The 20470-nt window shown below is 61.3% G+C and carries 16 protein-coding genes; 13 read left to right on the forward strand and 3 right to left on the reverse strand.

Going from position 1 to position 20470, the window contains the following annotated elements; genetic code table 11:
- Positions 1–187: 187 nt before the first annotated feature.
- The gene (locus VJ698_RS18785; RefSeq protein WP_324104331.1) at positions 188–592 is read left to right on the forward strand and encodes an ANTAR domain-containing response regulator; all 405 of its coding nucleotides are present in this window, start codon (positions 188–190) and stop codon (positions 590–592) included.
- A 222-nt stretch (positions 593–814) separates the two neighbouring features.
- On the forward strand, positions 815–1210 hold the full coding sequence (locus VJ698_RS18790) for a DUF4148 domain-containing protein (RefSeq protein ID WP_324104332.1): 396 nt from the start codon (positions 815–817) through the stop codon (positions 1208–1210).
- A gap of 574 nt (positions 1211–1784) precedes the next feature.
- On the opposite strand, the gene VJ698_RS18795 is transcribed toward VJ698_RS18790, so the two are convergent.
- Positions 1785–4016 (reverse strand): putative bifunctional diguanylate cyclase/phosphodiesterase, encoded by a 2232-nt coding sequence (locus tag VJ698_RS18795; protein ID WP_324104333.1) that lies wholly within the window; start codon positions 4014–4016, stop codon positions 1785–1787.
- 292 nt (positions 4017–4308) lie between these two features.
- On the opposite strand from VJ698_RS18795, the gene VJ698_RS18800 reads away from it, so the two are divergent.
- The 6 genes from VJ698_RS18800 (at position 4309) to VJ698_RS18825 (ending at position 13221) form a co-directional block, all read left to right on the forward strand.
- The gene (locus tag VJ698_RS18800) at positions 4309–6816 is read left to right on the forward strand and encodes a sensor domain-containing protein (protein WP_324104334.1); all 2508 of its coding nucleotides are present in this window, start codon (positions 4309–4311) and stop codon (positions 6814–6816) included.
- 86 nt (positions 6817–6902) lie between these two features.
- Complete coding sequence (locus VJ698_RS18805) at positions 6903–7280, forward strand: nucleotide pyrophosphohydrolase (RefSeq protein WP_324104335.1); 378 nt, start codon at positions 6903–6905, stop codon at positions 7278–7280.
- 931 nt (positions 7281–8211) lie between these two features.
- Positions 8212–9390 carry a hypothetical protein gene (locus VJ698_RS18810; protein WP_324104336.1) on the forward strand — a complete coding sequence of 393 codons (1179 nt, stop codon included), beginning with the start codon at positions 8212–8214 and terminating at the stop codon, positions 9388–9390.
- A 404-nt stretch (positions 9391–9794) separates the two neighbouring features.
- The gene (locus VJ698_RS18815) at positions 9795–10442 is read left to right on the forward strand and encodes a class I SAM-dependent methyltransferase (protein ID WP_324104337.1); all 648 of its coding nucleotides are present in this window, start codon (positions 9795–9797) and stop codon (positions 10440–10442) included.
- Positions 10443–10610: 168 nt separating this feature from the next.
- Positions 10611–11618 (forward strand): DUF2156 domain-containing protein, encoded by a 1008-nt coding sequence (locus VJ698_RS18820; protein ID WP_324104338.1) that lies wholly within the window; start codon positions 10611–10613, stop codon positions 11616–11618.
- A gap of 58 nt (positions 11619–11676) precedes the next feature.
- Positions 11677–13221, forward strand: a complete 1545-nt coding sequence (locus VJ698_RS18825) for a fatty acyl-CoA reductase (RefSeq protein WP_324104339.1) — start codon at positions 11677–11679, stop codon at positions 13219–13221.
- 6 nt (positions 13222–13227) lie between these two features.
- Here VJ698_RS18825 and VJ698_RS18830 read toward each other — a convergent pair whose 3' ends face one another.
- Positions 13228–14718, reverse strand: coding sequence for an acetyl-CoA hydrolase/transferase family protein (locus VJ698_RS18830; RefSeq protein WP_324104550.1), 1491 nt, complete (start codon positions 14716–14718; stop codon positions 13228–13230).
- A gap of 314 nt (positions 14719–15032) precedes the next feature.
- Here VJ698_RS18830 and hpaR point away from each other — a divergent pair, with 314 nt between their 5' ends.
- Positions 15033–15527 carry a homoprotocatechuate degradation operon regulator HpaR gene (hpaR, locus tag VJ698_RS18835; RefSeq protein WP_324104340.1) on the forward strand — a complete coding sequence of 165 codons (495 nt, stop codon included), beginning with the start codon at positions 15033–15035 and terminating at the stop codon, positions 15525–15527.
- Between the two features lie 328 nt (positions 15528–15855).
- Here the strand turns inward: hpaR and VJ698_RS18840 are convergent, their stop codons facing one another.
- Entirely contained in the window at positions 15856–16584 is a 729-nt protein-coding gene (locus tag VJ698_RS18840; protein WP_324104341.1) for a glutathione S-transferase, read from the reverse strand.
- Positions 16585–16929: 345 nt separating this feature from the next.
- Between VJ698_RS18840 and VJ698_RS18845 the strand changes: the two genes are divergently transcribed.
- The 4 genes from VJ698_RS18845 (at position 16930) to VJ698_RS18860 (ending at position 20404) form a co-directional block, all read left to right on the forward strand.
- A complete protein-coding gene (locus VJ698_RS18845) occupies positions 16930–17703 on the forward strand; it encodes an ABC transporter ATP-binding protein (RefSeq protein WP_324104342.1) in 774 nt (257 codons plus the stop codon).
- Complete coding sequence (locus VJ698_RS18850; protein WP_324104343.1) at positions 17700–18695, forward strand: ABC transporter substrate-binding protein; 996 nt, start codon at positions 17700–17702, stop codon at positions 18693–18695. Before VJ698_RS18845 ends, VJ698_RS18850 begins: the two co-directional genes overlap by 4 nt.
- A 118-nt stretch (positions 18696–18813) precedes the next feature.
- Complete coding sequence (locus VJ698_RS18855; protein ID WP_324104344.1) at positions 18814–19587, forward strand: ABC transporter permease; 774 nt, start codon at positions 18814–18816, stop codon at positions 19585–19587.
- Positions 19580–20404 carry a transporter substrate-binding domain-containing protein gene (locus tag VJ698_RS18860; protein ID WP_324104345.1) on the forward strand — a complete coding sequence of 275 codons (825 nt, stop codon included), beginning with the start codon at positions 19580–19582 and terminating at the stop codon, positions 20402–20404. Before VJ698_RS18855 ends, VJ698_RS18860 begins: the two co-directional genes overlap by 8 nt.
- The last annotated feature ends 66 nt before the right edge of the window (positions 20405–20470 follow it).

Genomic DNA, 20470 nt, shown 5'->3' on the forward strand with positions numbered 1-20470 from the left:
GTTTTTTTCCGGAGTTTGAGGAAATCCACACCCGCTTGTGCATTCAAAGCCGATTGCGGAAGGCGCGGAAGCGTGACACTATTGCATCGTGTCCGCAAGGCAATAACAGGAATTCAACTACGGGAAACCGGGAATTGGAGACACCGGAGCATCCCGCTTCGGCTCAAGAACAAGGAAACCGCCATCCATGCTCAAAGTGGTCGTTATCGATGCCAATGCCATTTCGCGCAACCTGCTGACATCTGTCCTGGTTGACGGCGGCTTTGATGTGGTGGGCGACGCCAGCACCAGCTCGGCGGGCCTCGCGGCCATGATCAAGCTGAAGCCGCAGATGGTGTGCATCGATATCGGCCAGGCGGATGCCGAAGGTTTCGAACGGCTGGACACGGTGCGCGCCGGCCTGCCGAAGACGCTGCTGTTCATGGTGTCGGGCAGCTTCGACCCGGCGGCGGTGCAGGGTGCGGTGGAACGCGGCGTGCACGGATTCATCGTCAAGCCCTTCAAGTCGGCGACGGTACTCAACACCATCCGCAAGACCGTCATCAAGGTCGCCTACCAGCACCGGGCCAGGGCCGGGCAAGACGCGGAATAAATCCGTTCGCTCGCAGACCGCCTCCTCTCTGCGGATTATTCCTGATTCCGCAATTCTGCATTGCATCATTTCCTGTTTTTCAAACAGTCTCCAGTCGATACACTGCAGTCATCGATGAGCACACAACAGAAAACGCAGTGCGACTCTCGACGGCAGGACCCGACGGCACATATAGCCAGACCGCCGAGCCCGGAGTCATCAAACACCCTGTGGAGAAACAAAATGAATGCCAAACAACTGATCGCCGCTATCGCCGTACTGACCGCCGCCGGCTCGGCTCTCGCTGACCAAACCTATCCCTACGTCGATTTCAGCAACCACGCTTCGACCAAGACGCGCGCGGAAGTGATCGCCGAAATGAAGAACGCAACGCCGGCCGAACAGCAGGCAAAGAACACCGAATACGTCGAATTCAAGGCCGCTGCGCTGCCGGGCAAATCCCGCACCGAAGTGCGCGCCGAACTGGAACAAGCCTACGCGGCCGGCCAGACCGCCGCCAGCGGCAACCAGGAATACGTCCAGTTCACCAACGTTGCCTCGACCCGCACCCGCGACGAAGTGCGCAAGGAAGCGATCCAGGAAGCACGCAAGGCGCAAGCGGTCCACTTCGGCGGCTGACAGCAGCGAATGAACCGGAAGCCGCCACCATGCAGCTTCCAGCAAAAGAGTCTCCTCCACTCCCTCCAAGAGTTGGATTTACGCCCGCAGCCGAGAGGTTTGCGGGCTTTTTTGTGTTTAAAAAAAAGCTTGGGTCCACGGAAAACACGAAAAACACGGAATGTTCTTGATCTAATTCTTTCTGTGTTTTCCGTGGATCTTTCCGAGGCTGGAGGATGAGCTACCGTTTCAGCTTGTCCACGAAAAACACAAAAAACACAAAAGATTTTTTTCGTGTCTTTCGTGGGGCACGCCGAGTGTCTTTCGTGGACAAATGATTTTGCTGACCGGTGATTTCTCACTTCAGCTTGTCCACCGACGGCAGTCGGCGCCCCAGAAAAAACACGTAAGGTTCTTGACCGAATCCTTTCCGTGCTTTCTGTGTTTTCCGTGGACAAACGACTTTGCCGACCGGTGATCTCTCACTTCAGCTTATCCGCGAACGACAGCCGGCGCACCACAAAAAACACGCAAGGTTTTTGACCGAATCCTTACGTGTTTTCTGTGTTTTCCGTGGACAGACCCTGAAGCGAACTCAGGAAGACGGAAACTGACGTACGAGGTCGGCGGCGGACATTGGCCGGCCGAGCAGGTAGCCTTGGGCCATGTCGCAGCCGGCCTTGCGCAGGAAGTCGGATTGTTCGGCGGTTTCCACGCCTTCGGCCACGACCTTGAGGCGCATTTTGCGTGCGATGGCGATGATGGCTTCGGTGATCGCAATGTCGTCGGCGTCGCCGGGTATGCCTTTGACGAAGCTGCGGTCGATCTTGAGGCTGTCGAGCGGGTATTGCTTGAGGCTGGCCAGCGAGGAATAGCCGGTGCCGAAGTCGTCGATGGAAAGCGCAACGCCCATGTCGCGGATGCGCTCGAGCAGCAGCAGCGCTTCCGACGGATTGTGCATGATGGTGCTTTCGGTGATCTCCAGCTCCAGCATCGATGCAGGCAAACCACTACGGTCGAGCGCGCCGCGGATGGTGTCGAGCAGGTCGCCGGAGGAGAACTGCTTGGCGGAGAGATTGACTGCGACATGGCCGAAGCGGAATCCGGTGTCCAGCCATGCCTTGCCCTGGCGGCAGGCTTCCTGCAGGGCCCAGGCGCCGATCGGCACGATCAGGCCGTTCTGTTCGGCCAGTGAAATGAAGGTGCCGGGCAGCACCAGACCCAGCTCGGGATGGCGCCAGCGGATCAGTGCTTCCACGCCGGCGATGCTGCCGGTTGCGGCATCGATCTGCGGCTGGTAATGCAGCTCGAATTCGCCGCGTTCGAGCGCGTGGCGCAGGCTGTTCTCCAGCAGAAGCTGCTCGAAGGCGCGCGTGTTCATGTCGGCGGTGAAGAACTGGTAGGTGTTGCGGCCGCGCTGCTTGGCGCGGTACATCGCGACGTCGGCGTTCTTCAGCAGAGTGTCCGCGTCATGGCCATCGGCCGGATAGCAGGCGATGCCGATGCTGGCTGTGACGAACATTTCCTGGCCGTCGATCATGAAGGGTTGCGCCATGCTGGCGATGACGCGTTCCGCCAGTTCGCCGGCCATCGTGGACGAGGGCGGTTCCTCCAGCAACACGGTGAATTCATCGCCGCCGAGGCGTGCCGCGACGTCGCCTTCACGGAGTTGACGCAGCAGGCGGTCGGCAGCGCTGACCAGCAGCTGGTCGCCGGCCAGGTGGCCGAGCGTGTCATTGACCGTCTTGAAGCGGTCGAGGTCGATGAACAGCACGGAGATCTGGCGGTCGGCGGCGCGTGCGGCTTCGACCTGCTGCGCGAAATGCGTCATCATGCCGTTGCGGTTCAGCATGCCGGTCAGACTGTCGCGGCTGGCCAGGAATTGCAGGCGCGTTTCGACTTCCTTGCGGCTGGTGTTGTCGGTGAACACACCGACGTAATTGGTGATGTCCTTGTCCGCATCGCGCACGGTGGAGATCGACAGCCAGGCGGGATACCAGTTGCCGCTCTTGCGGCGGTCGAGCATTTCGCCCTGCCAGTGGCCGTCGCGCGCGAGGTGCTCCAGCATGTCGTGGTTCAGCTCGGCGCCGTGGCCAGTCATCATGCGCGAAAACTTGCCGGTGGCTTCGGCGGCGCTGTAGCCGGTGATGCGGGTGAAGGCCGGGTTGACTGCCTCGATGCGGCATTCGGCGTCGGTGATGACGATGCCTTCGCTGGCGGAGTCGAACACGCGGTTGGCCAGGCGCGACTGGTATTCGAATTCGACCTGCCGGCTGACATCGAGCGCAACGCCCATGATCGCCGGCCGTCCCTCGTAGTCGCAAGTGCTCCCGTGCACGTCGACCCAGATCACGCCGCCGTCACGACGCAGCGCGCGATAGCTGTAGCGCAGGCTTTGCGCTTCGCCGGACAGGCGGCGGCGGTGGTTCTCCTGAAGCATGGACAGGTCGTCGGGATGCGTGAGGAGCGCGACCGGCGTGCCGACCAGCTCTTCCGGAGAGCCGTAACCAAGCAATTCGGCGGACTTGCTGTTGGCATAGACCATCTTGCCATCCTGGACGACATACAGGCCGACCAGCGACTGCTCGACGAAATTGCGGAACATGCGTTCGGGTTCGCGCAGCGCCTCGTCGGTCTGCATCCCGGGTTTCGTGACGGCGAAAAAGCCCAGCGCACCCAGGCCGAGGGCGAGTACGACCACCAGCCAGGCCGGCAAGGATGCGGCGGCAAGCATGCTGACAAGGGTTGCGAGGGCGAGCGCCGTGGCGGCGCGCAAGCGGTGATTCGTTCCGCCGCGCGGGAAGAACGCCGTGAGCCGGTGATGCATGTCGAAGTGCCTTGTGGATACAGTTGATATCCATGGTATCGGTATGGTTGCGCCTCAGCAACTGAATTACCATTCCAATCGCATCGGAGTAATGCCAAACAGGCAATTTTTACCTTGTTGCGAAGAGCGCACACGGTTAATCCCCTCAAGAATATTTCCCTATAACAATATCCCTGAAATCAGCGTAATATCTTCCCCCGGTTCCAGATAAGAAGCGCCAGACGCTCGGGCGGAAACGTGACGGGCGCCCCGCCCGCGTCGCTATACAAAAAATTACAACGGAGGAGATACCGTGAGTAACCGCGCAGGAAACGAGGCGCGCGATCAGCGCGACAGCGCGATCGAAGCGCTGCGCGCCAATGAAGAAAAATACCGCGACATTCTGGAGTCGATCGAGGACGCGTATTACGAAGTCGACCTGAAGGGCAATGTTGTCCAGTTCAACGGCGCGTTCTGTCGCATGCTCGGCTACACGGCGGCGGAACTGGTCGGCCGCAACAACCGCGAGCTGCAGCCGACCGAGGTCGCCGCGAACGTCTACGCTGCCTTCAATCAGGTCTACCGCACCGGTGTGCCGGCCCGGAATTTCGACTGGATCATGCGCCGCAAGGACGGCAGCATCGTGGTTGCAGAAGGCTCGGTGCACCTGGTGCGCGACCTGTGCAACGAAGCCACGGGATTCCGCGGCATGCTGCGCGATGTCACCACTCGCCGCCAGACCGAACAGGCACTGCGCGAAAGCGAGGCGAAATATCGCAGCATCCTGGAAACCATCGAGGAAGCCTATTACGAAGTCGACCTGAAAGGCAATGTGGTCCAGTGCAACGGCGCATTCTGCCGGATGCTGAAGTACACCGCCGAGGAACTGATCGGGCAGAACAACCGCTGCTTCCAGCCGCCGGATGCCGCCGCCAGCGTCTTCGCCACCTTCAACGAGGTCTACCGCACCGGCGTGCCCGCACACAGCTTCGACTGGCAAATGATCTGCAAGGACGGCAGCATCGTCACCGGCGAAGGTTCGGTGCAGCTGGTGCGCAACCTCGACGGCACCGCCCTCGGGTTCCGCGGCATCCTGCGCGACGTCACCGAGCGCCGCCGCATGGAGCATGCGTTGCGCGAGAGCGAGGCGCGCTTTCGCGCGCTGACCAATCTTTCTTCCGACTGGTACTGGGAGCAGGATGCGGAATTCCGCTACGCGCGCATGGAAAGCCGGCACGCGCGGGCCGGATCGACGCAGCAATCCTTCCTCGGCAAGCGCCCCTGGGAGACCGAGCTCGAGATCGAAGGCCTGGGCGGATGGCAGACGCACCGCGACCTGCTTTCCGCGCACCAGCCCTTCCGCGACATCATCATGCACCGCACGCTCGCCGACGGCCGGCCGTACTACATCAGTGTCAGCGGCGAGCCCGTCTTTGACGGCAGCGGCAGCTTCCTCGGCTATCGCGGCGTGTCGCGCGAGATCACCGAACAGAAGATCGCGGAGGAACGCATCCAGCATCTGGCCACGCACGACAGCCTGACCGGGCTGCCGAACCGCGTGATGTTCAGCCACCTGGTTTCCACCGCCGTCGCTTCCGCGTACCGCTACGACCGGCAGTGCGCGGTGCTGTTCATCGATCTCGACCGCTTCAAGTTCATCAACGATTCACTCGGCCATGAGGTCGGCGACCAGTTGCTCAAGGAAATCAGCAAGCGCTTCAAGAAGGCGCTGCGCGCAAGCGATGTGGTTGCCCGCCTCGGCGGCGATGAATTCGTGGTGCTGATCCAGGACATGCAACAGTCCAGCCAGGTGGCGACCGTGGCGCGCAAGCTTCTGGCCGCGGCGACGAAGCCGATTGCGCTCGCCGGGCGCGATTGCCATGTCACCGCGAGCATCGGCATTGCGGTGTTCCCGCAGGACGGCGAGGACGAGCAGGCGTTGATGAAGAATGCCGACATCGCAATGTACTACGCGAAGGACGAAGGCAAGAACAACTACCAGTTCTACTCAAGCGACATCCGCGCGCAGTCGCTGGAACGCCTCGCACTGGAAACCAATCTGCGCCGCGCACTGGAACGCAAGGAGTTCACCCTGCATTACCAGGCCAAGCGCGAACTCAGCCAGGGCCGCATCACCGGTGTTGAAGCCTTGCTGCGATGGGACAATCCGGAGCTCGGCCCGGTGTCGCCGGCGCGCTTCATTCCGATTGCGGAAGATACCGGCCTGATCGTGCAGATCGGCAAATGGGTGCTCAAGACCGCCTGTGCGCAAAATGTCGCATGGCAGCGCATGGGCCTGCCGCCGATCTGCATGGCGGTCAATCTCTCGGCCCGCCAGTTCATCGATGAACGCCTGGTGCAGGACATCGCCGCGATTCTCAAGGAGACCGGCATGGCGCCGCATCTGCTCGAACTGGAGATCACCGAAGGCACCGTGATCCAGAATGCCGAGCATGCGCTGAAGCTGCTCGGCAAGATCAAGGCGATGGGCGTGCGCCTGGCGATCGACGACTTCGGCACCGGCTATTCATCGCTCGGCCAGCTGAAGAATTTCCCCATCGATACGCTCAAGGTCGACCGTTCCTTCATTCGCGACCTCGCCACCAACGTCGAAGACAAGGCGCTGACCGAGGCCATCATCGCAATGGGCAAGACGCTGCAGCTCACCGTGGTGGCGGAAGGCGTCGAGACGCCGGAGCAGGAAGACTTCCTGCGCGCGCACGCCTGCGACGAGATGCAGGGCTACCTGTTCAGCAAGCCGGTGCCGGCGGGAGAATTCACCGCACTCATGGCGTCGCACTCATATGCGTCGGAGAAGTGAGCGGGGACTATACTTGTTCGCATGTCCCCGCTCTTTCGTGTTCTCTTCCGCATGCTCCTTTTGTCGACATCTCAGACGCGCACGCCATGACTACCCTCGACACAGTCCGCAAGCTGCTGATCCGCTTTCGTGATGACAGGAACTGGAAACAGTTCCACACCCTGAAGAACCTCATCATCTCGCTCAACCTCGAAGCGGCCGAACTGCTGGAACTGACGCAATGGAAGACCGATGAGGAGCTGGCGTCGCTGAACAGCGACGAGCAATTTCGCCAGGCGCTGAAGGACGAATGCGCGGACGTGCTTCTGTACCTGCTGCTGGTTGCCGAGGAAAGCGGTATCGACCTGCTGCAGGCAGCGCAGGAGAAGATCGCGAAGAATGCACAACGCTATCCCGTTGATCAGTCGTATGGATCGGCGCGGAAATATACTGAGCTGAAGGCAAAGGCGCGCGGCGAAGATTAGTGGTCCGTCACATCCCGGTTTGTGGTTGATGCCGAGGCAATCGGCGGCGAGTGCAAGGCACCCACCGGAGCGATAGTGTTGCTATCGCGAGGATGGGCAACGCAGCAATCGCGGGCGAGTGTCCGGCAGCAACCGCAAACCGGGATGTGGCGGACCACCAGCTGCCTGGAGGCATGCCGTGCCTGGCACACTTGCCCGCGCGACATGGAATAAACAGTCGCGCTTGACATGGCCGGCATCGATTCACGCCTGCGGATGAGAAGACCGTATCCGCCACCGCAGTCTCGTTCGGCTGCATGAGCTTTCTCAATCAACGCTCTCCTTCCACACGTCCCTTCTCAAACGTTTGCATCATTGTTGACCCGCGCACGCCGCAGCGCAGGCAGCGGGCTTCGACTTCCTGTTTCGTGTGTCGCACGGCTGCGACGCTCCTGCGTAACCGTCGCGCCACGCCATTTGATGGCACGCAAAAAAGTAGCGCCTTCGCATAGAGCTTGGCGCGTCCATGAACAAAGATGTCATCAATGATGCGCGCGGATGAACAGCTTCTCATCCGGCGCCGCATCAAGCCTGTCCGCTGGCTGATTGCACCCAACCTGCATTCACAGGCGCCAGAAGAAGAATTGGAGACACATGCCTATGCAAGCGATCGATGTTCCGCAGCATGACGTCATGCCGCCGCAGTTCATGCGCGAACCGCGAAGCCGGGGCCGACCGCTCGCCACCTGCTGGGCCGTGCGGCCCGTTCATTGTCCGCCGCGTGCAATGAATTGATTCCGCCATCTGCCCACGGCCCACTCACCTGACTAAGGAGGTAACACCCGAATGACATGCCAGAGGCGGCAGGAGTGCGCGCGCCCGTGGTTTGTTGCTGCAGCCGGTTTCCAGGATGCCCTGAAGTTTTTCACCCGACAAGGAAGGAAGGCCTGACATGTACGAGAAAAAGATTGTTCCGTTTCTCTTTGCTGCATCGGCGTTGCTCGTTGCCTGTGGCGGCGGCGGCGGTTCACCGGGCAGCGGTGCCGGCACGCTGCCCTCCTCCGGCAGCACGCCGTCCACCACACCAACGGCGGCCGGCGCATCGAGTTCCGGCACGGCGCCCTCAAGCACTCCTGCCCCAAGCACGCCACCGTCCAGCACAACGCCAGCCGGCACCACACCAGCCCCCACACCTGCACCTGCACCCACACCCGCGCCCGCGCCGAACACGGGCACGACCAACCCGCCGCCGGCGGGCAATCCGTCCGACACTTCGACCGTTACGGATCAGTCGCTGAAAGGCTTTTTCGATGTGGTTGCCGACCAGATCCTCTACATCAGAAGGAACAGGGTGATCTATCTTCCCGTCACCCTCACCGAATTCGAAACGGATTCGGGGATCGTGGATGTCGCATCCGGTAGCACACAGCCGCCGCCGCTGAACATCGACGTCGTCAGCGCGGGATGCCATGTCGAGATCGACGGAACCTGCGGCATCCAGCCGCCCGCTGCCGCGCCCGCCGCACCGATCGCCGCATTCGGCATCCGTATCGGCAAGTTCGCCCAGCCCACGGTTTCCGGCCAGGTCGTGGCGAACCAGAAGGCGGTGGGACGGATCGCCATCGACCTCACCGAACGCAGCGATTCACCCGGCATCGGCACCGGCGAGGCAGCGGAGATCATGCGCTTCGTCATCGACAAGGTAGAGATGTCCACCAGCGATACCGGCGAGCTGGTTTCCGTGAAGGTCCAGGACGGCGCGCAGATCCATGTGTATGGGCGCACCGCCGCCGGTACCGAGGTACGCGCAGACATTCCCGCACCGACCGGCACGGTGCGGCTGCTGCCGGTGACCCAGGTACCCGACAGTCATGGTGACACCACCAGCGTGTTCCTCTTCCTTGACCTGGAAACCGGCTTCTCGCAGGCCGGGACCAAGCTCGCCGGGCTGGAAAACATCGCGGGGCACTTCACCATGAATCTCACCCTGTCCTCGATGCAGATCCAACGGCCCTTCGGCAGCGACTGGCAGAACCTCGTCGGCAAGCCAGTGACCGTGAACAATCAACCGCCGGTCAGCGGCGGCGGCATCGTGGGCAATGCATGGATCCGGATGTATCCATCACGTTGATAGTCCGTTGAACATGGATGGGACGGCGCGTGTGCCGTCCCATCCATTCCCGGCCTGCGCCAGCCCTTCGCTTGATCTCCCGCAAGCATCCCGACAGAGCCACTCCGCCTCTCGTCTCGCGTCGTCGCAAGCACAAAAATTCCCCCAGGAAAACTCCCTGCCTCGTGACTTTCAAGGTCATCAATTTGGCTTGCGAAGCCAAGGTGAAACGCGATGTTTATTTTTTGTCTTGGCTTACTCTTAACGCTCTAGTGCTGCCTCTCCGTTCGCTGCGCGTGAATCGAAACGGAGCGTGCGGCAGAAGGAATGCAGAGCGGGCACCGCTCCCATGGAGCGAGGAGACACGCCGGCGGCAGGTTCCGCCGGCGCCAACGACAAGGTTGAAAAGACCTGAGGATGAAGCGATGAAAGACAAATACAAGCTGGTTGGTCCTATTTACGATTGGTTGAGCGCGTTCTACAGCGGCAAGTCGATTCATCATTGCAAGGTCGCGATGCTGGATCACCTGAAGCCGGGCGACAAGGTGCTGTTCGCCGGCGTCGGCCACGGCATGGATGCGGTGCACGCGGCCAAGCTCGGTGCCGAGGTGACCGTGGTCGACCTGTCGGAAACGATGCTGAAGAACTTCCAGCGCAACCTGGACAAGGAAGGCATCACCGTCAAGATCCGCCAGGTGCACAGCGACATCATGAAGGTCGCGGAGCATGAGCAGTACGACATGGTGGTCGCGAACTTCTTCCTGAACGTCTTTGACGAAGCGATGATGGTGCGCGTGCTGGAGCACCTGATCAAGCTCGGCAAGCCGGGCGCCGACGTGGTGGTCGGCGACTTCTCCTACCCGACCGGCAATTTTCTCTCGCGCGCAGTGAAGGTCGCCTACTGGTATGGCGCCGTCCTGTTCTTCTGGGCCTTCGCCGGCAATGCGGTCCACAAGATCTACAACTATCCGGAGTGGATGAAGCGACTCGGGCTGCACATCCGCGAGCAAAGGCACTTCCGGTTGTTGCTGCTGAATTGCTACTGGTCCGTCCTCGGCAAGAAGCCAGTCTGATTCCGGCCGGCAGCCGGCCACGCTTCCCTGATCGCCCCGGGCACCGGGCATGGCAGCGTGTTGCCCGCGTCATGCCGTGCCGGCGTTTCGGTGTTCTGGCAGGCTCCCATGCACACACTGAAGAAAGACCCGTCGCTCGCTCACCAGCCCATAACTATGGAGGTCCCTTTGTCTGATCAGGCTTTTGCGCTGGATAGGCCCATTTCCACGAGCGTGGCGCAGCTCGACATGGCGCGCCGCATCGCGTGTCTGAAACAGTTCGGCTCGCATTCGATGGCGTTCTCGACGATGCAGCCCGACATATCGTATTTCGACGTGCCCGGCATGGGCTATGTGGCTTATGCACACCACATGGGCATGCGCTTCGCCCTGGCCGACCCGGTGTGCGCACCCCAGCATCGCGCGCATCTGCTGGACCGTTTCCTTGCGCGATATCCGAAGGCGATGTTCGTGCAGGTGAGCAAGCCGGTGGTCGACCATCTGCATCGGCGCTACGGCTATTACGGCACGCAGTTCGGCAGTGAATCGAAGGTCGACCTGACGAACTGGTCCTTGCGCGGCTCGAAGAAGCAGGTCATTCGCACCGCGATCAACCAGGCGCGCAACCAGGGCATCGAGATCCGCGAGGCTGGCTTCAATCCCGAGGCAAAGCGCATCTCTGAAGCCTGGATCCGCACGCGCCGTTGCAAGAACAACGAGATCCGTTTCCTGATTCGGCCGATGCTGATTGACTACCGTGAAGGCACGCGCTATTTCTATGCGTACCACCACGGCGAAGCGGTCGGCTTCGTGTTCTTCGACCCGATCTACCAGAACGGCAAGCTGATCAGCTACGTGCCGAACATTTCGCGCTCCTCTGCCAATTTCAAGCAGGGCTTGTGGTACGCGCTGATGGTGCACGCGATGGAGGTCTTCAAGGCGGAGGGCGTGCCCTACCTCGACCTTGGCCTGGTGCCGCTGATGCTGGCCGACGGCGTCGAGCCGCAGGAATCGAAGCTGCTGCGCCGCACGATGTCCGTCATCCGCGAGCGCATGGACTTCCTGTACAACTTCAAGGGGCTGGAATTCGCCAAGTCGCGCTTCCAGGGCGTGGTCGAGAAGACCTATTGCTGCCATCGCAATGCCATGCCGGGCCTCGCCATGTTCGCCATGTTCCGGCTGACCCGCATCATCTGACCGCAACCGTGTGGCGGGAACGGGTTGCACCATTCCGCCGAGACTGAGAGATGAAAGCATGAAACGAAGCGACCGCATCCTGAGCGTAAAGGCATTGTCCGGCAAGCGGGTCCTGTTGACCGGCACCACCGGTTTTCTGGCCAAGGTCGTTCTCGAGAAACTGATCCGGTCCGTGCCCGACATCGGATGCGTGGTCCTGCTGATCCGGCGCGGACGAGGCAGTGACAGCGCGCGCGAACGCTTCGAGCGGGAGATCGCCACGTCGTCGGTGTTCGACAGGCTGCGCGCGGAGACGCCGGATCATCTCGAACGCTTTTTCAACGAACGGATCGAATGCATCACCGGTGAAGTGACCGAGCCGAATTTCGGCCTGCCGGCACTCAGGTTCGTTGAGCTGGCGTCGCGCGTGGACGTGGTGATCAACGCCGCCGCCAGCGTGGATTTCCGTGAGCCGCTCGACCAGGCGCTGGCGATCAATGCATTGAGCCTGCATCACCTCACCGCGCTGGCGCGCGCCGCCGACGTGCCGCTGGTGCAGATTTCAACCTGCTACGTGAATGGCTACCACCGCGGCGAGATGCGCGAGCAGATTGTGCATCCGGCCGGTGCGTCGATCACACGTCATCGCGACGGCTACTACGACATGGAAGCGCTGATCGGCAAGCTGCAACAGAAGATCGAGAAAGTGAAGGCGAGCGTGACGGAGCCCAAGCTGCGCGAGCGCCGCCTGACCGAACTTGGCATCCGCGAGGCGAACCGCTATGGCTGGAACGACACTTACACCTTCACCAAATGGATGGGAGAACAGCTTGCGATGCGCGGGATGCAGGGACGTGCATTGAGCATCGTGCGCCCCGCGATCATCGAAAGCACGCTGCAGGAACCGGCACCGGGCTGGGTCGAGGGAGTGAAGGTGGCCGACGCGATCATCCTCGCCTACGCGCGCGGCAAGACCGATTTTTTTCCGGCGAAACCGGATGGCGTGATTGACATCATCCCTGCAGATCTGGTCGCCAACGGCATCATCCTGGCCGCCGCCGAGGCGCTGATGGACCCGGCGCAACATCGTATCTACCAGTGCAGCAGCGGACTGGGCAATCCGGTGCGGATCGGCGAAGTGATCAAACTCCTGCAGGACGAATGCAAGCGCAACTGGCAGCAGTATGACCGCCTGTTCCTCACGGAGCCGACGCATGATTTCCGCGTCGTGAACCATGCGACCTTCCGCTTCGCGATGAGCGCGATGCAGGCCGGGCTCAAGCTGTGGACGGGTGCACGCCGCGTGCTGGGAATGGCCGGCGAATCGCGTGCGATGGAGAAACTGCGCACCACGCAGACGCTCGCGGTGACCTTCTCGTTCTATACGCAGCCGCGCTACCGCTTCCACCACACGCGCCTGCTGGCGCTGGCGCAGCGTTTCGCCAGCGAAGAACGCGCAATGTTCCCGGTGGATCCGGGCCTGATCAACTGGCCGGAGTATTTTTGCCGCAGCCATATGGCAGGGCTGAACCGTTATGCGCTACGCGGCAAGGGCACGCCGCAGGTAGTTGCGGCGACATCGGAAGTGGAAGCCGTACTGCCCGCGCCGCAGGCAGTACCCTAGTCTTGCTTACCTGTCGCTGGCGTGCCTGTTCGGCAGCATCGAACCGGTTTCGCGATAGCGTTCATGCCAGGAGAATGCCTTCTCCAGCACGTGCGGCGTATGGCCGCCGCGCGCATTGGCCTCGGCCACATACTCTTCGAGCATTTCCTTGTAAGGCGACGGCACGCAGTTCTGAATGACGACCTGCGCGCGTTCACGCGGCGCCAGTCCGCGCAGGTCGGCCAGCCCGACTTCGGTGACGAGGATGTCGACGTCGTGCTCGGTGTGGTCTACATGCGAGACCATCGGCACGATGCTTGAGATCTTGCCGCCCTTCGCAATCGACTTCGTTGCGAAGATCGACAGGTAGGCATTGCGCGCGAAATCGCCCGAACCGCCGATGCCGTTCATCATGTGCGTGCCCTGCACGTGCGTGGAATTCACGTTGCCGTAAATGTCGGCCTCCAGCGCAGTGTTGAGTGCGATGATGCCGAGGCGGCGGATCACTTCCGGATGATTGCTCACCTCCTGCGGGCGCAGCACGAGACGGTCCTTGTAGCGCTCGATGTCGGCGAACACGGAGGCGCTTTTCTCCGGCGACAGAGTGATCGAGGAACCGGAGGCGAAATCCAGCTTGCCGGCGTCGAACAGTTCGAAGGTCGAATCCTGCAGCACTTCCGAATACATGCGCAGATGCTCGAAGGGGCTGTCGATGAATCCCGACATGACGGCGTTCGCGATGGTGCCGATGCCGGCCTGCAGCGGCAGCAGGCTTTCGGTCAGGCGTCCCAGCTTGACTTCCTTCTTGAAGAACTCGACCAGGTGCCGTGCGATGGCGGCCGTCTCGCCGTCCGGCGGCAGGATGGTGGAAGAGCTGTCGAGCTTTTCGGTAATGACGATGGCGACGATCTTCTCCGGCGGAATTTCGATTGCCGTGGTGCCGACGCGGTCTTCCACCCCCATGATCGGGATCGGTTCGCGCTCGGGGCGGCGCTTCGGAATGAAGACGTCGTGCAGGCCTTCGAGTTCGGCCGGTTGCGTCAGGTTGATTTCCACGATCACCTTGTCGGCCAGGATGGCGAAGCTGGCGCTGTTGCCGACCGAGGTGGTCGGAATGATGGCGCCGGTCTCGGTGATCGCCGCGGCTTCGATGATGGCCACGTCGATCGGCGCGATCTGCTTCGTGCGCAGCAGTTCGACGGTTTCGGAAAGATGGTGGTCGACGTACATGACCTCTCCGCGATTGATCGCGTTGCGCAGCACCGGATCGGACTGGAACGGGATGCGGCGCGCGAGCACACCGGCTTCGGTGAGCGTACGGTCGACGTCATTGCCGAGCGATGCGCCGGTCATCAGCGTGATCTGCAACTTCTCGTGGCGCGCGCGCTCGGCGAGCGCGAACGGCACCACCTTGGCGTCGCCGGCACGGGTAAAGCCGCTCATGCCGACGGTCATGCCGTCCTTCACCCACACGGCGGCTTCCGCGGCAGAGGTCACCTTCTCCCGCAACGCGGGCATGCGGATACGTTCATCGTAACGGGTCAGTCGGATCGGGTTCAGCAAGATAGTCTCCTTTGTGAAATCGGTCGTGGTCGATGAAACCGTCGCGTCGTTCGAGGTATGCGGCTCCCGCCGCATGGGGGTTCCATGCGCTGGCGTGGTCTTGCCATGGGGGAGATGTGGCCGTGCCGGTACGAATATCGGAGGTATTCGCAGGTGTTCCGCGAGCAGTTTACTAATATGTGAGCGATTAAATCACTAATATATTAGCGAGTCAATGGGTATAATGCATTTTCCTGACCCTCGTTGCAAAAGCGCCTCCCGGAGGACCGATGAAGCATCGCATTACCTATCGCAACCTGCCGCAGCTTTTCCTGAAAGCGCGCGAGAGCCTGATGTCGCATTTCCGGCCTATCCTCAACCACTTCGGCGTGACGGAGCAGCAGTGGCGCATCCTGCGCGTGCTGGATGAACACGGCCAGCTCGAACCGCGCGAGTTGTGCGACCTGTGCCAGATCCAGAGCCCCAGCATGGCAGGCGTGCTGGCGCGCATGGAGGACATGGGACTGGTGCGCCGCGCGCGACTGCCGGAGGACCAGCGTCGGGTGATGGTGCGCCTGGCGCCGAAGGGTGACCGCCTGATCAGCGAAATCGCACCGCTGATCGATGCGCAATACGAGGAAATCGAAAAAACCTTCGGCAAGCCGACCATCAACGCGCTGTTCAGCGCGCTGGAAGCGTTCGTCCAGGCCAATGGAACGCCGGTGCCGCCGGTGGAACTTCCTTCATCTCCGATCGAGCGCCGCAAGCGCACCGCGCGCGAGTAGATCGCCTGGGTACAGTGGAGTTGCTCATCCACTAAAAGGATTCCCGCGTACGGATGACACGAAAAATCAGGATGCTCTTGTATTTGCGAGCTTAGGCGGCTGCGCAGCTGTTGCAAAAACCCTTGTCCACGGAAAACACCGAAAACACGGAAAAAAAACTAAAAATATCTTTCGTGTTTTCCGTGTTTTCCGTGGACAAGGGTTTTTATGTGGCGACCGAAGCGTAATAAATGCTCGCAAGCGACACGAACTTCAACAACGAATTGGTATCTTCCGTGGATACTCCGCACATGCCGCCATAACGCCGACGCTCCGGTGAGCAGTCTGCCTATGCGTCCAGTTCCTTGTACTGTCGGAAAATGCCGTCGTTGTTGAACGGAATCCTTCGTTTTGATTTCAGATAGGCCTTGATCCGCTTGCGCTCGGCGACGCGGTCATGCAAGGCGACGAGCAAGGGATAGCCCGGTTCGATGCGCTGCATGTTGCGCGGAAAGGCGTAGCGCAGGCCGGCCATCATTTGAAACATCGACAAGTCGGCGTAAGTCAATGCGTCGCCCACCATCCAGCCATTCCCCGCAGGATTGCGCGCCAGCACACTTTCAAAATAGCCAAGGAACTTCGGGAGGCGCGAAACCGTGAACTCGGTGGCACGGCGCAGGGCTTCCGGCTTTTGCTCATCGTAGTAAAGACTTGCGGCGATCGGATGATGCGTGTCGTGCACTTCGACCAGCATGTCCGCGATCGTGAGCTGCAGCTGATGTACCCAGAGCCGCCCGCCTTCATCCTCCGGCACTAGCCCGAGGCGCGGGCCGAGGAACAGCAGGATGTTCGCGGTCTGCGCGATGATCTGGTCGCCGGCTTTCAGGAAGGGCGGCGCGAATGGCGGACACGGCACAGCCTCGTCGTCCATGAAGCGGAACATTGCCGCCGTGCCCATGCCGCTGCGCTCGGAACGGCGCGCCACATCGACGTAGTCAGCGCCCGCTTCTTCCAGCGCGAGGCGGATGAACTCACCGCGCCCCTGGATCTCCGGCCAGTAATACAGTTCATACACCATGCCTTCCTCCATCGCGCATCTATTCGGCCACGCTGCTGTCAAAAAGGCATTGAGCCGCTACCCAGCGCGTGATGTTAACGAAATGGTAATTGCCATTACCGTTTCATCAACACTTCACTCATGCTTGCCAATCCGGTGCGGACGGCTTTGCGATGCGTCAGGCTCTTATGCGATTTCCGAATAAGCATAGTTCGGAAAAATTGTTGTCCTTGCCAACATCCATCATTAAAGTTCGATATTGCGAAAAGTAATTAAGAATCGCGCGAACATTTCCAATGTACGCACATCCGCAACGACTCCCAGCGTTTCCATCGTGCGCCGTCCCGGCGGCAAGAAATGATTTGAATGAACCTAGCGTTTAACAATATCGAGAAGCGTTTCGGCGACCTGCAGGTCATCAAAACCTTCAGCCGCGAGGTCGAGGAAGGCGAACTGATTGCCCTCGTCGGCCCGTCCGGCTGCGGCAAGTCGACCCTGCTGCACATCGCCGCCGGCCTGGAAAAGCCGAGCGCTGGCCAGCTCCTTGTCGACGGCAAGCCGGTACAGGGGCCGAATCCGGAACGCATGCTGATGTTCCAGGAAAACGCGCTTTATCCGTGGATGACGCTGGCGCAGAACGTCGCGATGGCGCTCGAACTGCAGAAGGTGGACAAGAAGCAGGCACGCGCGCAGGCCGCCGCGTGGCTGGAGAAGGTCAATCTGAAGGGCTTCGAGGATTACTACCCGCACCAGGTTTCCGGCGGCATGCGGCAGCGCGCGGCGCTGGCGCGCGCCTTCATCACGCATCCGAAGGTGCTGCTGCTCGACGAGCCTTTCGGCGCCCTCGACGCCCTCACGCGCATGACGCTGCAGGATGCGCTGCGCGACCTGATCCGCGAAGCGCGCCCGACCGTGCTGCTGGTGACGCACGATGTCGATGAGGCCCTGTTCCTCGCCGACCGCATCCTCGTGTTCAGCAAGCGGCCCGCGACGGTGCTGAAGGAATTCAACCTCGCGCACTATGAAAAGACGCACGACCTGTCGGATTTCGCGCCGGTGCGCCGCGAGATTTTGGGATTGCTCGGCATCCATGCCGAGCACGAAGAAAACACAGCATTACTGGAAGGAGCAGGAATATGAAGTTGTCGAAATTTCTCGTCGCGGCGCTGGCAGTGGTTGCGTTCAACGGCCACGCCCTCGCCAATGAAAAATTCAAGGTCGGTTACCTGCGCGTGATGGACGACGCGCAAGCCATCGTCGCGCAGGAAGCAGGCCTCTACAAGAAGCACGGCCTCGATGTGGAACTGGTCGAATTCAAGTCCGGCACCGACCTGATCAAGGCCATCGTCGGCGGCCAGCTCGACTCCGGCGTGCTCGGCTTCACCAATGCGCTGGCCTGGGCCTCCAAGGGCGCGGACCTGAAAGTGGTGGGCGGCGCGCAGCAGGGCTACCATGCCCTCATCGCGCGTGACGATTCCGGCATCAAGACCGTCGCCGACCTGAAAGGCAAGACGCTCGCGTCGCAGGCCGAAGGCAGCACCGCCGACACCGTGCTGAAAGGCGTGGTGCTCAAGCAGGCGCACCTGAAGCCGGATGAGGTCAACATCATGGGCGTAAGCCCGCAGGTGGCGGTGCAATCGCTGGTCGGCAAGCGCGTCGATGCGGCCTTCCTGTTCGAACCGCAAGCTTCCATCGCGCAGCTGATCGCGCCGGTGAAGCAGATCTACGAGATCGGCGAAGTCTGGCCTTTCCCCTGCATGGTCGTCATCACCTCCGGCGACACGCTGAAGAAGCGCAAGGATGCCGTCTGGAAGTCGCTTGATGCACAGCGCGACGCCATCACCATGCTGCAGAAGAAGCCGTCCGATACCGCCAAGCTGATCGCGGGCTATTTCATCTCCGAACCGACGCTCAAAACCCTGAAGAAGGGCGAAGTGCCGCGCGAAGCCGTGATTACGGACGCCATCAAGAGCCAGACATTCAGCCCGGTGATCGCCGCGAAGGACGAGGCGCGCATGCAGGAAATCGCCGGCATCCTGCAGGAGCAGGGATCGCTCAAGACGCGCGACGGCAAGCCGTATGATGTGAAGAACATCCTCGACCTGAGCTGGCAGAAAGACCGGAAGCTCTAAGATCCGCGGCAGCCGCCGTTGCGGGGGAAAGAATCCGTTTCCTCTGCTAGACTTGGCGAAGCACAAGAGCACAAGATGGCCGGCCCGCGCCGGCCATCGCATTTATAGCAGAACGAATATGAGCACCAGAACCCGCATCTCCGGCCACCGCAAGTATCTCGCGTTTGCACTGGCGGTTGTCTTCATCCTCCTCGGCTGGCAGATCGCCGCCTGGTCGCTTCCCGCTTTCCTGATGCCGGACGTGCCCACCGTCATTGCCCGCCTGTGGCAGGACATCCAGACCGACAATTTCCGCGCCGCGCTCGGGGGCAGCCTCGGGCGCCTCGCCGTCGGCTACGGTATCGCCATGCTGCTCGGCGTCGGCTTCGGCCTGATCGGTGCGGTCCTGTTTTTCTTCCGGGAAGTGCTCAAGTCCGCGATCATCATCCTGCAATCAATTCCTTCGATCGCCTGGGTACCCCTGTTCCTGATTCTCATGGGCTTCGGCAACACGCCGATCATCGTCGTGGTCGCTGTCGCTGCCTTCTTCCCCGCCGCACTGTCGGTGATGAATGCGACGGAGAGCGTGCAGCACGTGCACGTCTCCGCCGCGCGCGTGATGGGCGCATCGCGCTGGGAAATGCTCAAGCGCGTCTATCTGCCGGCCGTCATGCCGGAACTCATCACCGGCGCGCAGCTCGCCTTCGGCAATGCCTGGCGCGCGCTGATTTCCTGCGAGATGCTGGTCGGCTTCGGGAAAGGTTTGGGCCGCTCGCTGTCCTACGCAGGTGAGACCGCCGACATGGTCGGCGTGATGACCAATATCCTGGCGATCGCGATCCTCGCGCCGCTGATCGACCAACTCCTGCTCGAAAGACTGAAGCATCGCGTGTTGCGCTACCAGTATGTCTGATCCGCACCTCCGCCGACACGGCACGATCGCCTCTTCAGGTACGCGCAAGGGCCTGAAGAAGGCGGCGCTCGGGATTGTGCTGGTGGCAGTGTGCGCCGGCATCCTCGCCGCACCGGCGCTCGACCATGCCAAACGCCGCAAGAAACTCATTGCCGGCGTCAGCTACGTCGTCCCGGCATACAAGGCCGGCACCAAGTTCCGTACGCCGGAGGTCATCGATACCGCGCTCGCGGAAGACATCGCGCATCGCCTGAATCTCCCGCTCACCACGGTGCGCGTGGAAACCAAGGCGGACATCGCCCTCATGATGCTGACGGAAAGGGCACGCCTGCCGCGCTCGGCCACCATCATCCCCACCGGCTATGCCGCGGGTCCGATGGCCATCATGCGCAGCGATACCACCATCAAGTCCTGGGACGACCTGAAGGGTCGCAAGGTGTGCCTGTCGGAGAGCGGCCATTACGTCGGCATGCCGGCGGCGAAATACGGCGCCGTCGAAATGGTTTTCAAGGCGCCAGCCGACGCGCTCATCGCGCTGCGCACCGGCGCATGCGATGCCGCCGTGCACGACAACACCATCCTGGAAGAGCTGATCAAGCTGCCGGAGTGGAAAAAGTTTTCCGCCACGCTCAACTCGACACAGCGCGCGCCGCTTGCGCTGATCGTGCCGAAGGTCGACACCAACACCACCACCTTCCTCACGCAAGTCGTGCAGGACTGGATGGCCAGCGGCTACCTCGACCAGCTGACGAAGAAAGCGGTGCAAAACATCGCGTTCGAGGTGTACCTGGATCAGGATGTGCCGGACTGTCATTGACAAGCCGGGCATGAACTGAAGCCCCAACGCTCGAGAAGAGCCCGCACGGCCGGAAGCCAGCCATGT

Origin of the sequence: Noviherbaspirillum sp. (assembly GCF_035254685.1) — a bacterium.
Classification (GTDB): domain Bacteria; phylum Pseudomonadota; class Gammaproteobacteria; order Burkholderiales; family Burkholderiaceae_D; genus Noviherbaspirillum.